Origin of the sequence: Paraburkholderia sp. D15, from assembly GCF_029910215.1 — a bacterium.
Lineage (GTDB): Bacteria > Pseudomonadota > Gammaproteobacteria > Burkholderiales > Burkholderiaceae > Paraburkholderia.
On sequence record NZ_CP110395.1, the window covers coordinates 1385027 to 1396963 of the forward strand.

Below are 11937 nucleotides of genomic sequence, written 5' to 3' on the forward strand. Positions count from 1 at the left end.
GCGTCTGAAACGGCGGGGCGGCTCGCGATACGGCGAACGCTCCGTGGCGCGGCCTCAGGCGGCCTTGCGCTCGTAAAACGTCAGCGGTACCGCCTGCGGGTGGTGCTCGAAACCGCAGCGGCTCGCGCATACGCCGCTTTGCATCATGACATCGCGCACCGACTCGGCACACTTGCCGCAACAGGACGCGACGCCGAGCTCGAATTGCAGCTCGTCGAACGAATCCATGCCTTCCGCGATCGAGGCACGGATCTTTCGGTCGGAAACAGACTTGCAGACACACACAATCATGGCAGGGCGCGATAGCTAACGTTAATGCGAATTATTATCATTTTGTTTGGAGCGTTTGGCAAGCGTCCTGCATGATTTTTTGTAACAAAACCAGACTCTTAGAAGGGTTTCGTCTATAGGTCGGAAACCGGCTTGTAGGGCTATTGAAGTGATGCAGGGGCCGATTTCGCAAGAAATCGCTCGAAAGCGATGGGCCGGGCGCGCCCGCGTCGCGAAAGACGGCAGGCTTGGGCAGATTTATGCGGCCTGGGAATCCGGCGCGGCCGTGCGGCGCGATGGGATGACCACTTGTGTGACCTCGGCGTCGAGGTGCAGCAAGGTGGCGGCGAGCTGCTTCTGGTGCTGGCCGTCGTCGGTGGAATAGAAGCGGGGGAGCGCGGCGGGGATGCCGGTGGCGGCGCGCAGGCCGTGCTGGTCCAGCACCCGTTCGAGCTGGCGGGCGATCGCCACGCTCGTGTCGATCAGCGTCAGCCGGTCGCCGACCAGATCGCGGATCGTCGCGTCGAAGAACGGGTAGTGGGTGCAGCCGAGCACCAGTGTGTCGGCGCCCGCATCGAGCATGGGCTCGAGATAGCTGCGCAGCAGCGCGCGCAGTTCGGCCGAACCGACGTCGCAACGCTCCACCGCCTGCACGAGACCATGGCCCGGCTGGCACAGAAAGCGGCAATCGGCGGCGTAACGGTCGAGCAGCGCCTGAAAGCGCGCGCTACGCAATGTCACCTGGGTGGCGAGCACACCGGCGACGCGCGTTTTCGATTGCAGCGCAGCGGGCTTGATGCCCGGTTCGACGCCAATCAGCGGGATGGACAGCTTTTCGCGCACCAGCGCGATGGATTGCGCGGTCGCCGTGTTGCACGCGACCACCAGCGCCTTCGCGCCTTGCTTGACCAGCCATTCGCCGATCGCGAGGGTGCGGTCGGCGATGAAGTCGTCGTCGCGTTCGCCGTAGGGGGCGTACAGCGAGTCGGCGACATACAGTAGCGCTTCGTCCGGCAGTTGCGCGCGCACCGCCCGCAACACCGAGAGTCCGCCCAGCCCCGAATCGAAGATGCCGACCGGCGCGGCATTCGCCTGCGCGTTCAGGTCGGCGCTAACGGTTCGAACACTCGGGGACGGCGTTTCGGTGGACATAGGCAAAACGGACTCGCGTGGCGCGGTGCTCGACGAAGTCACGGCGAAGTCGCGTTGAAAATTCGACCACGACCCGACGAAGATCCGGCACAAACCCGGCGAAGCATCGCAAAAACAGAAAGGTGCGCAAGTATATCGCCCGCGCGGCGCCGGTCGTGGCGAATGCCGTCGAAAACGCAAGCACTCGTGCGCCGCCGCGCGTCGTGACAGCCTGAATCGATCAGGACTCGATCGAGCCCATCGCGGTTTGCTGGTAGTTCTGGATGCCGACCTTGCCGATCAGATCGATCTGCGTTTCGAGCCAGTCGATGTGTTCTTCGGTGTCGTCAAGAATCTTCGTGAAGAGTTCACGCGAGATGAAATCGCGCACCGATTCGCAATAGGCGATGGCTTCCTTGCAGGTGCTCTGCGAAATCTGTTCGAGCTTCAGATCGCATTCGAGGATCTCTTTCGTTTCCTCGCCGATCAGCAGCTTGTGCAGGTCCTGCAGATTGGGCAGGCCGTCGAGCATGAAAATGCGTTCGATCAACCAGTCGGCGTGCTTCATCTCGCCGATCGACTCGTCGTACTCGTGCTTGCCGAGTTTTTCGAGGCCCCAGTGGCGATACATGCGTGCATGCAGGAAGTATTGATTGATCGCGGTCAGTTCGTTTTTCAACTGGGCGTTGAGATATTCGATGACCTTCTTGTCGCCTTGCATGTTGTGTCCTTGTAGGGGATTTGAATTTCCCAGAACAATAAACGGCGAAGCGCGAAAAGCCAAGGCAAAAATGCAGATTTATGCTTGATTTTGAAGGTTATTTTGCGTGATGAGTACCGTTCTCATTTCAGCAGAAAAAAAGCCGGGGCACGAGGCCCCGGCTTGCGGTTCTGGCGGACAAATCTGCCGGCGAGTCGATATCAGCGAGTCGAACCGCGAGCCGATCCGTCAGCGTGGTACGCCGATGCTCAAACCGTCGCGACCGGAATCTTGCCGATCTTCGCCTGCCATTCCTTCGGGCCGGTCTGATGCACGGAGGTGCCGTTCGAATCGACGGCGACCGTCACCGGCATGTCCTGCACGTCGAACTCGTAGATCGCTTCCATGCCGAGGTCTTCGAACGCGAGCACCTTCGCGCTGCGGATCGCCTTGGACACGAGGTACGCGGCGCCGCCCACGGCCATCAGATACGCGGCCTTGTGCTTCTTGATCGCCTCGATCGCGACCGGGCCGCGCTCGGCCTTGCCGATCATCGAGATCAGGCCGGTTTGCGCGAGCATCGTCTCGGTGAACTTGTCCATGCGCGTGGCGGTGGTCGGGCCTGCCGGGCCGACGGCTTCGTCGCGGACCGGATCGACCGGGCCGACGTAGTAGATCACGCGGTTCGTGAAATCGACCGGCAGCTTTTCGCCCCTGGCCAGCATGTCGGCGATGCGCTTGTGCGCGGCATCGCGGCCCGTGAGCATCTTGCCCGACAGCAGCAGCGTCTGGCCCGGCGTCCACGACGCGACCTGCTCCGGCGTGAGCGTGTTCAGATCGACGCGCTGGCTCTTCTCGGTGTCCGGTTCCCACTGCACCTTCGGCCATGCGTCGAGCGACGGCGCTTCGAGCTTCGCGACGCCCGAGCCGTCCAGCGTGAAGTGCGCGTGACGGGTCGCGGCGCAGTTCGGGATGATCGCGATCGGCTTGCTCGCGGCGTGCGTGGGCGCGGCCATGATCTTCACGTCGAGCACGGTGGCGAGGCCGCCGAGACCCTGCGCGCCGATGCCGAGCGCGTTGACCTTCTCGTGCAGTTCCACGCGCAGCTCTTCGATCCAGTCCTGCGGACCGCGGGCGATCACGTCCTGAATGTCGATCGGGTCCATCAGCGATTCTTTCGCCATCACCATGGCTTTCTCGGCGGTGCCGCCGATGCCGATGCCGAGCATGCCCGGCGGACACCAGCCCGCGCCCATGGTCGGCACGGTCTTCAGAATCCAGTCGACGATCGAATCCGACGGATTGAGCATCGCGAACTTCGACTTGTTTTCCGAGCCGCCGCCCTTCGCCGCGACCTGCACGTCGACCGTATTGCCCGGCACGATCTCGTAGTGGATCACGGCCGGCGTGTTGTCCTTCGTGTTCTTGCGGCCGCCTTCGGGCGGGCTCACGATCGACGCGCGCAGCACGTTGTCCGGGTTCAGGTAACCGCGGCGCACGCCTTCGTTGATCATGTCGGTGACGCCCATGGTCGCGCCGTCCCAGCGCACGTCCATGCCGACCTTCACGAAGACGGTGACGATGCCGGTGTCCTGGCAGATCGGCCGCTTGCCTTCGGCGCACATGCGGCTGTTGGTGAGGATCTGCGCGATCGCGTCTTTCGCCGCCGGGCTCTGTTCGAGCTCGTAGGCGCGGCCCAAGGCCTGGATGTAATCGAGCGGATGGTAGTAGCTGATGTATTGCAGCGAATCCGCAATGCTCTGGATCAGGTCTTCCTGTTTGATGACGGTCATGGCTAGCTCAGTGGGGAGTGGCGCTTGTTGTACCGATCGCGGGGCAGCGCGGTCAGTCGTGCGCCTTCAGGGGAGTGGAACCGGCGGAACCGAGCGCCTGCAAACTGGCGGGTTCCTGAAAATGTTTGGGATGCGTGCTGGTGGTGAGGCGGTCGACCGCCGCCATCACGAGCGCCGACACCAGGAAGGCGACGTGGATGATCACCTGCCACATGATGGTGTGCGTGGAATTCTGGTCGGGGCTGATGAAGGTCTTCAGCAGATGGATCGACGAGATGCTGATCAGCGCCATCGACAATTTGACCTTGAGCACGCCGGCGTTCACGTGGTCGAGCCATTCCGGTTCGTCCGGATGGCCCTCGACGCCCAGGCGCGACACGAAGGTTTCATACCCGCCGATGATCACCATGATCAGCAGGTTCGAGATCATCACCACGTCGATCAGACCGAGCACGACCAGCATGATGTTGGTTTCGTCGAGCGTCATGGACGCGGTGACGAGATGCCAGACTTCTTTCAGGAACAGCACCACGTAGACGCCCTGGGCGACGATCAGGCCCAGATAGAGCGGCACCTGCAGCCAGCGGCTCATGAAGATGATGGCGGGCAGCGGGCGCATGGGGCGGCGCTGACGGTCTGAGTCGGGGCGCGGAGCGGACATAGGCGGAGTCGACGGAACGCAGGTGACGGAAATGCGCCTCGCTGCGCCGGCCCGCCGCACGCAGCGCGCGGACTGGAGACGCAAACGGAAGACACTGACAAAACGCGGAAAGCGCGGACTGCCGGACAGACCAGCGCGCGGGGTCCGCGCATGGCCGGCCAGTCTCACGGCAGGCGCGCTATTGTACAGCGTCGCCGGGCTTTGCTGCCGTGCGGCGGGCAGGGCGCGAGCAGTGTGCGGCGTGCGCCTGGCGCGCCTTCACGACGCGACCGGCGGCACCCGTTTGACCTTCAGGCTGGCAAGCCCGATGCCCGTGACGACGCAGGCCAGCGCGACACCGTGCGCAAGCGTCGGCCGTTCGCCGAGAAACGCGATCCCATAGATCGCGGCGGCTACCGGCAGTACCGCGCTGAACACGCCCGCGAGGCTGCCCGGCACGTGCCGGATACCTTTCATCCACAGCCAGAACGAGAAGATGCTCGCCGACAGTCCGTACCACAGCACCAGCATCCACACGCCCGGCGGCACCGCGCGGTAGTCGAAGTGGAGCAGCGTGCCGGCGCCGAGCGGCAGCATCAGCAACAGACCGAAGAGATGCGTGTATGCGCAGATGTCGAGCGGCGCGAGCGTCTGCGTGAGACGGCGCGACAGGATGATGTAGAGCGATTCGCAGCACACCGCGCCGAGAATCATCAGATTGCCCGCGAACGAACTCTCGCCGCCCGCGTTGGGATCGGCATGCGCGAGATTGATCACGACCACGCCGGCGATCGCCAGCGCGATCGACGCGAGTGCGCGGCCGTTCGGCCGCTCCTTCAGGATCAGCCACGACAGCAGCGCGACGACCGCCGGAATCGTGCTGGTGATCACGCCGGCCGCGACCGCGCTGGTGCGCTGCACGCCGTTGAGCATCAGCAGCGTGAAGCCGAAGGTGCCGAACAGCGCCTGCAGGAACAGATTGAACCACTCGCCGCGCTTCACGCGCCGCAGTTTGGCGGCGCGCAGCAGCGGCCCCAGTACCGCCATCGCGATCACGAAGCGCAGCAGCGCGAACAGCGGAACGGGGACGAACCCGACGATCGATTTGCCGATGCCGACGTTGCTGCCGACCAGCAGCATCGAGGTGATGAGAAGCAGGGAATAGCGGTTCAAAACGGAAAGCCCGGATAGGTGGTGCGCGGCTGGTGCGCGGCGCGTCGCAGTTTACCGGAGTCAGCTCACGCGTGCGCCGCCGAACAGGTCGTAGCATGCCGCGCACGGCGCATCCGCGCCTGTATCCGCGGCCGCGTGCGCGAAGTGGACGATCGCGCGCTGCCGGCCGTCGCCCGCCGGCGCGGCGATCGCCACGAGGCGCAGCGCCTTCACGCGCAAACGCGTGCCGGGCGGCACGACGACGAGGTCCGTGCAGGCATCGGTGGAGAGATTCTTCTGCGGGACCGATTCGTCGAAGATCGAGTACAGCTCGCACAGACCGGCGTGTTGCGCTGGACGCGTCGCGCGCAGCGCCCAGGCGGCGGCGTTGCGCGGCAGCACGAATGCGCATTGCGCACCGAGATCCGTGAATTGCCGCGCGTGGCCGCGTTGCAGCGCGGCGAGCGCGGCGCGCATCACGTACGACACGCGATACGACGTGCCGGTGTAATCGGCGGCCTGCCGCAGTTCGTCGAGAAAACGGCGCACGGGATCGGAAGGTGGCGACGCGGCGCGCAGCACGCCGTTGATGGCGTGAAAACCGCCGGTGATGAAAGCGGTCAGCGCGGTTTGCGACTGCGCGTTGGCTTGCCGGATGAGAGCGTCGAGACGCTGGCGATCGGCGGGGTCGAGCCCGCGGAGAGTATTCATCGTGTTTCGCGTTGGAGGCGGGGGAGGCTGGGAAAAAGCGGAGTGGTTGCGGGTTACGCCCGGGGCGGCGTTGCGCCGCCCCGGATGCGGCCGCCGGCGTGAGCGCGGCGGCTAGTCGGTCTGCCTGGGCCGAGGCAGCGTTCAGGCGGCGCCGGCCCCTTGAGCGCCCTGGCCACCGATGCCGCCGATCATCGAACCGACCATGTTGAGCAGCGGGGGCGCGATTTGTGCGGCAGCCGTCAGCGCCGACTGAAGGATGCCGAGGAGGCCGCCCATCATCTGCGCACCGTTTCCACCGCTGCCGGCGCCACCCGCTGCGCCGGCAGCGTTACCGCCGCCGCCCAACGCGTGCGCGACGAGGCCCAGACCCTGGCCGGGCATGGCCAGCCGCGAAACTGGCGCACCACCCGCACCGCCCATGCCGCCGATACCACCCATGCCACCCATGCCACCCATGCCACCCATGCCACCGAACCCGCCCTGGTCCGGCGAATAGATAGGCACCGAGCGGATCTTCGCGTCGAGCTGGAACCCGCCTTGCGGTTGCGTCGCGAGCGTGTTGAAACCGGCCGGCATGCCTGCGCCGAAGTTGTTGATCGTATTCGTCATAGTCAAATTCGTTGATTGAAAAGTTAAACCGTTCCGTGGCGTTTCTTGCCTGAGCAATTGCGCGTGGTGATCGATTGCTGTCGTGTGCCGACATTCGGTTCTGTGATGGGATCGCTTCGATAGGTCTCCTTGTGTCGGAAAGTGTTAGGGGTTCGGGCCAGCAGACATTAATCATGCAAAACGAATAAATCACTCGGGCGCGATCGTTTTCATATCGATCGGGTAAGTGCGCTCGAGTATTTGCGTCACGCAGATAATTCTGATGAAGCCGGTGAAATTACAGATGGTTTCCTGCGTCATATCGATTTCAAGCGCCCATTTTGAAATCAGTTTCCCCACTGTCAGAGATTCCTGACGCGCGATTTCCTCGATGATTCGCCAGTAGATTTCTTCCAATCGCAAACATGTTGCAAATCCGTTAATCCGGATCGAACGCAATTTGGGGCGGGCAAGCCGAGGCGCGAAATTGCAATACCGTGTCAGCACCATAGGTAGATGCTTGTAGGAATCTGACATGATTCTGCGCTGTTTAATGCCGCTGTCTCGGTCAGATCATGGAGTAACAGCGAAAAGCGCAGTCTGGCGGAAAGCTTGTTCAGTGGGTCGTCGGTCATGATCGGATTAATCGGTGGGTTGGTTTGTCAATCCTCTCTCTCTGCGAACGAAGCGGGTCATACATGAATAAGACTTGCAGGTTTTTTCGCGGGCTTCGTGTTTTCAGGATAATTCGGCGTCTTTGCGGGGCGGACCGATATGCCGGCGACTTAAGCGTCAATAAAATGCGATAAACGCGTATCGGCGAATTCGCTGATCCGTTCCTGTACTACATGTGTAATACCTGGAATAGCGACGCCACCATTAAATTCCCTACAACGCTGTCAATCAACGTGGCCAGGGATTTTTAATGTTTATGATGTGGCGCAACTCCTCGATGATCAGAAAAGGCGACGCGATGGCACTCCGGTTGCCGCGTGCGACTCGCGCCGCCATGCGTCACCTCGCGGGTCCGTTCGGCGTCGTGTGCGTGCTGCTACCGCTGCGGTTTTCCACGGCGCAGGCCGCGACGCCGGACTGGCACGGCGCGCCGATGCACTACGCGGTCAACGGCGCGGCGCTGCCCGACGTGCTGCGCGACGTGCTCGCCGTCGAAGGTTTGAGCGCGAACATCGGCCGCGACGTGAAGGGGGTGGTCAACGGCCGCTTCGACGACACGCCGGGCAACGTCTTCACGCAACTGACCGAGGCCTACGGGCTGGTCTGGTATTTCGACGGCCGCGCGATGCACGTCGCGACCGCGGCCGACGTGCGCAGCCGCGTGATTCCGTTCGCGCCGATGACCCGCGAAGCGGTCGCGTCTTTGCTGCGCAATCTCGATCTCGACGACGCGCGTCTGCCGATCCGCTATTCCGCGACCACGATCAAGGTCGCGGGACCGTCGCGTTTCGTCGATGCCGTCGCCGATGCGATCGACAAGGCGCAGCGTCAGGCCACGGTCGAACCGGGCCCGGAAGAATCGACGATCCGCATTTTCCCGTTGCGTTATGCGCAGGCGCAGGACATTCGCTACATGGTCGGCACACAGGAGCGTGTGTTGCCGGGCGTCGCGTCCTTGCTGCGGCAGTTGATGTCGGATGCGGGGCAGGGTGGCGCGGCGCGCGCGCCGTCGGCCTCGTCCACGCCGCGCTCCGGAATCGACGACTCACGTGCCGCTGCCCGCACCGATGCCCGCGATGCACGCGGCGGGCCGCCGCCGCTGCCGAGCCTGCTCGGCCTCGGCCTCGCCGGCATGCCGCCGCCCGCCGACAACGCCGCCGCACCGCTGCCTGGCACCGATTCGAACGCACCGGGGGCACCGGGAGCGCCGGGCGCCGCATTCGCCCATCGCAACATCGTCGCCGATGCGCGCACCAACGCGGTCGTGATCAGCGACCTCGCGTCGATGATGCCCGCCTACGAACGCGCGATCGCGATGCTCGACCAGCCGCAGGAGCTGGTGGAAATCGACGCGTTGGTGATCGACGTGTCGTCGAACGCCGCGCGCTCGCTCGGCGTGGCCTGGGGCGGCGCGACCGGGCGCATCGACGGCGCCGTCGGCACGGCCGCCGCGCCGCTGTCGTTCGGTGCGGCGGCGCTGACCACCGCGGCGAGCGCCGCGAGCGGCCTGAATCTGGCGACGCTGGTGGGCAACTCGGCCCAGTATCTGTTCGCGCAACTGCATGCGCTCGAAACGAACGGCCAGGCGCGCGTGCTGTCGCGTCCGCGCGTGCTCACGCTGAACAACACCGAGGCCGCGCTGACTTCGCGCAGTTCGCTGTACGTGCGGGTGGCGGGCAATCAGGCGGTCGATCTGTACAACATCGATACCGGTCTGATGCTGAAGGTGACGCCGAACATCGAGCCGACGGGCGAGGCGCGCCGCAACATCCGGCTGAACATCCAGATCGACGACGGCGCATTCAATTCCACGACCTCCGTGGATGGCATTCCGCAGGTCGACAAGCACTCGGTCGTCACGCAGGCGATCGTGCGCGATGGCGAGAGTCTGCTGATCGGCGGCTACCAGTACGAACGCAGCGAGCGCACGACCTCGAAGGTGCCGGTGCTCGGCGACGTGCCGTATCTCGGCGCGCTGTTTCGCGATACCGGGACGACGCATGAGCGGCTGGAGCGGCTGATCCTGATCACGCCGCGATTGAAGCGGGCGGGCGGGGAAGGTGTGCCGAACATCGGTGCGGGCAGTTTGCCGGGCGCGATGACGGGTTCGATGGGCGGTGGACCTGAAGCGGTGCCCGCGTTGTCGACGTTGACGCCACCGGCAAGCGGCGGCATGGCGGCTAATGCGGCGACCGACGGCGCAGCGCCCAACGCTGCCGCCCCCGTGCCGCCGCGTAACGTCGACGCGGCGCTGCGCGCGCTCGCACCGGACAACGCGTCTGCGCCGTCGAGCTTGCCGGATTCGCCAGGCTCGTCAGGCTCGTCAGGCGCCGGGCAACTTGCACCGCCCCTGTTCCTGCCAGCGTCGCGGCTTGAGCCGCAGTCCGCGTCTCAGCCAGCGTCGCGGCCGGCGCCGCAGCAGGCGCCTGCACTCGTAGTCCAGCAAGCGTTACAAGCGCCGTCACCACCGCCGTCACCGTCGACGTCACCACTCCCGGCCGCGCATGCCTCATCCGCGCTGCCGCCCATGCAGACGTTGCCCTGGGAGCGTCGCGATGACCGCTGACGCGCAGATCGTCGTGCTGGACGGCGTGCACACCGGCGCGAGCATCGTGCTGTCGTCCAACCAGCCGCTGCGGATCGGCAGCGGCGCCGATGCCGAACTGCTCGTGATCGACGAAGGCGTCGAACCGTTGCACGCCACCGTCGAATTGCAGGGCGCGACGCTCGCGCTGTCCGCGCAGCATCCCGGCGTCGCGGTGTTCGGCCGGCGCGTGCTACCCGGACGCCGCGTCTCGCTGCGCTACGGCGCGTGGTTTTCCGTAGGCGGCGTGAGCTTCCGTTTCGGCGGCCGCGACACGCCCGGGCCGAACGTCGCGCGCGATGCCGAGCGGGCCTATCTGCTGCGCCACGCACCGCTCGCGTATGTCGGGAAGCGCTGGACCGATGCGTCGCCGGTGACGCGCGCGACCGTCCTCGGCACACCCGTCGCGTTCGCGATGCTGGCGTGGCTCGGCTCGCTGCCGCCGGCCGTCACGCCGCGTCCGGCGCGCCACGACGACACCTTCCGGCTGGTGAAGGCGCATCCCGACGCGAAGACCGGCACGCTGGTCTACGAGGGTTATGTGCAGTCGGCGGCGGATCTCGCTTCGTTGACCGCCTATGCATGGTCGCGCCAGCGCGCGCCCGTGATGCACGTGTTCGTGCTCGCGCAGATGCAGGAACAGCTCGGCGAATTCCTCGCGCGCTATTACCGCGGCGCCGAAGTGCGTCCCGCGCAACCCGGCGCATTCACCGCGCTGCTGCCCGACGCGCACGGATATCTATCGCCCGAGGCGTGGGACTACGCGCGTGTGACGCGGCTCGCGCAAGCCGAGATCGGCGGGCTGCGCGGTCTTGTGTTCCCTGGGCACGAGCCGTCCGGCGAACGGGTGCGCGTGCCGCTCGACGCGCTCGGCCTGAACCTGCTCGCGAGCCGCCACGCGGCCTGGCTGACCGATGCGCAAGGTGTGCGCTACTTCGTCGGCGCGCGCGTGCCGATGGGCCGCATCAGCCGGATTTCGGCATGCGCCGCCGAGATCACGCGCGACGACGACGGTTCGATCTACGAGTTCGTCGCGGAGGCCGGCCATGCCGCCAAAAGCTGCCGGTAAAAGCACGCTCGGCTCGTGCGGCGACCTGCCGCTCGAAGCGCAACTCGCCGAAGGCGGCGGCGCGGGCCGCGCGGCGATCGTCGCCCGGCTCACGGAAGAAATGGAACGGTTGAGCGCGGCGCTCGCGAATGCGCCGCCGGACGCACACAAGGAAGGAATGCTTCTCGTCGAGTGTTTGCGCGCGGCTCGGCGGGTGGTGGAACGAAGCGCGAGCTTCGTCAATGCGCGCGGTAAATCGTAAGGAGTCTCAACAATGAACGTAAGTGGAATCGGCAATTTTTATGGAGCAGGTGGCGGCAATTCGTCGATCAGCCCGAGCGGCAGCCTGTCGACCGGCGGCTTGCTGGGTCTGCTGGAGAAGATCCTTGCCAAGGAGAACAACAAGGTCAACGGTACGTTGCAACAGGCGGAAAACGCCGACGGTCTTCAGCAGGGCGGCGGCAACGCGATGGACGGCACCGGCGGCAACAACCAGGGCAACGTCGAAATGCTGCGCGCCCAGCAGGCGGTGGGTGAGCTGAGCACGTTCAACACCGCCGCGACCAACATGCTGCAGACGGTCAACGATTCGCAGAAGTCGGTCGCGCAGAACACCAAGTAATCCACCGGGAAATCCTCCGGGTA

The 11937-nt window shown here is 65.0% G+C and carries 13 protein-coding genes; 4 read left to right on the forward strand and 9 right to left on the reverse strand.

Features of this window, described 5'->3' with window-relative positions; genetic code table 11:
• Nucleotides 1–54: 54 nt before the first annotated feature.
• The 9 genes from LFL96_RS06080 to LFL96_RS06120 all read right to left on the reverse strand — a co-directional run bounded on the left by LFL96_RS06080 (nt 55) and on the right by LFL96_RS06120 (nt 7522).
• Nucleotides 55–291 carry a (2Fe-2S)-binding protein gene (locus LFL96_RS06080; protein ID WP_280999174.1) on the reverse strand — a complete coding sequence of 79 codons (237 nt, stop codon included), beginning with the start codon at nt 289–291 and terminating at the stop codon, nt 55–57.
• Between the two features lie 237 nt (nt 292–528).
• Nucleotides 529–1422, reverse strand: coding sequence for a glutamate racemase (gene murI / locus LFL96_RS06085; protein WP_280999176.1), 894 nt, complete (start codon nt 1420–1422; stop codon nt 529–531).
• Between the two features lie 220 nt (nt 1423–1642).
• Nucleotides 1643–2122 carry a bacterioferritin gene (bfr, locus tag LFL96_RS06090; protein ID WP_280999178.1) on the reverse strand — a complete coding sequence of 160 codons (480 nt, stop codon included), beginning with the start codon at nt 2120–2122 and terminating at the stop codon, nt 1643–1645.
• 248 nt (nt 2123–2370) lie between these two features.
• Entirely contained in the window at nt 2371–3894 is a 1524-nt protein-coding gene (locus LFL96_RS06095; protein WP_280999180.1) for a fumarate hydratase, read from the reverse strand.
• A gap of 52 nt (nt 3895–3946) precedes the next feature.
• Nucleotides 3947–4513 (reverse strand): TIGR00645 family protein, encoded by a 567-nt coding sequence (locus tag LFL96_RS06100; protein WP_280999182.1) that lies wholly within the window; start codon nt 4511–4513, stop codon nt 3947–3949.
• Between the two features lie 300 nt (nt 4514–4813).
• Nucleotides 4814–5707 (reverse strand): DMT family transporter, encoded by an 894-nt coding sequence (locus tag LFL96_RS06105; RefSeq protein ID WP_280999184.1) that lies wholly within the window; start codon nt 5705–5707, stop codon nt 4814–4816.
• A 60-nt stretch (nt 5708–5767) separates the two neighbouring features.
• Nucleotides 5768–6397: a hypothetical protein gene (locus LFL96_RS06110; RefSeq protein WP_280999186.1), complete on the reverse strand. Its 630-nt coding sequence runs from the start codon at nt 6395–6397 to the stop codon at nt 5768–5770.
• Nucleotides 6398–6538: 141 nt separating this feature from the next.
• Entirely contained in the window at nt 6539–7006 is a 468-nt protein-coding gene (locus LFL96_RS06115; RefSeq protein WP_280999188.1) for a hypothetical protein, read from the reverse strand.
• 189 nt (nt 7007–7195) lie between these two features.
• A complete protein-coding gene (locus LFL96_RS06120) occupies nt 7196–7522 on the reverse strand; it encodes a ribbon-helix-helix domain-containing protein (RefSeq protein WP_280999190.1) in 327 nt (108 codons plus the stop codon).
• Nucleotides 7523–7958: 436 nt separating this feature from the next.
• On the opposite strand from LFL96_RS06120, the gene sctC reads away from it, so the two are divergent.
• The 4 genes from sctC to LFL96_RS06140 are packed head-to-tail and all read left to right on the forward strand — an operon-like array spanning nt 7959 to nt 11914.
• Nucleotides 7959–10226 (forward strand): type III secretion system outer membrane ring subunit SctC, encoded by a 2268-nt coding sequence (gene sctC, locus LFL96_RS06125; protein ID WP_280999192.1) that lies wholly within the window; start codon nt 7959–7961, stop codon nt 10224–10226.
• Nucleotides 10216–11313, forward strand: coding sequence for an FHA domain-containing protein (locus LFL96_RS06130; RefSeq protein ID WP_280999194.1), 1098 nt, complete (start codon nt 10216–10218; stop codon nt 11311–11313). The genes sctC and LFL96_RS06130 overlap by 11 nt, the downstream gene beginning before the upstream one ends.
• A complete protein-coding gene (locus tag LFL96_RS06135) occupies nt 11291–11554 on the forward strand; it encodes a hypothetical protein (protein ID WP_280999196.1) in 264 nt (87 codons plus the stop codon). Before LFL96_RS06130 ends, LFL96_RS06135 begins: the two co-directional genes overlap by 23 nt.
• A gap of 12 nt (nt 11555–11566) precedes the next feature.
• Nucleotides 11567–11914: a hypothetical protein gene (locus tag LFL96_RS06140; RefSeq protein ID WP_280999198.1), complete on the forward strand. Its 348-nt coding sequence runs from the start codon at nt 11567–11569 to the stop codon at nt 11912–11914.
• Nucleotides 11915–11937: the final 23 nt, after the last annotated feature.

Bases quoted from the DNA above. Each gene is read 5' to 3' on its own strand.
- bfr (WP_280999178.1), bottom strand. From the start codon at position 2,122: ATGCAAGGCGACAAGAAGGTCATCGAATATCTCAACGCCCAGTTGAAA.
- LFL96_RS06080 (WP_280999174.1), bottom strand. From the start codon at position 291: ATGATTGTGTGTGTCTGCAAGTCTGTTTCCGACCGAAAGATCCGTGCC.
- LFL96_RS06130 (WP_280999194.1), top strand. From the start codon at position 10,216: ATGACCGCTGACGCGCAGATCGTCGTGCTGGACGGCGTGCACACCGGC.
- sctC (WP_280999192.1), top strand. From the start codon at position 7,959: ATGGCACTCCGGTTGCCGCGTGCGACTCGCGCCGCCATGCGTCACCTC.
- LFL96_RS06115 (WP_280999188.1), bottom strand. From the start codon at position 7,006: ATGACGAATACGATCAACAACTTCGGCGCAGGCATGCCGGCCGGTTTC.
- LFL96_RS06135 (WP_280999196.1), top strand. From the start codon at position 11,291: ATGCCGCCAAAAGCTGCCGGTAAAAGCACGCTCGGCTCGTGCGGCGAC.
- murI (WP_280999176.1), bottom strand. From the start codon at position 1,422: ATGTCCACCGAAACGCCGTCCCCGAGTGTTCGAACCGTTAGCGCCGAC.
- LFL96_RS06095 (WP_280999180.1), bottom strand. From the start codon at position 3,894: ATGACCGTCATCAAACAGGAAGACCTGATCCAGAGCATTGCGGATTCG.
- LFL96_RS06110 (WP_280999186.1), bottom strand. From the start codon at position 6,397: ATGAATACTCTCCGCGGGCTCGACCCCGCCGATCGCCAGCGTCTCGAC.
- LFL96_RS06120 (WP_280999190.1), bottom strand. From the start codon at position 7,522: ATGTCAGATTCCTACAAGCATCTACCTATGGTGCTGACACGGTATTGC.
- LFL96_RS06100 (WP_280999182.1), bottom strand. From the start codon at position 4,513: ATGCGCCCGCTGCCCGCCATCATCTTCATGAGCCGCTGGCTGCAGGTG.
- LFL96_RS06140 (WP_280999198.1), top strand. From the start codon at position 11,567: ATGAACGTAAGTGGAATCGGCAATTTTTATGGAGCAGGTGGCGGCAAT.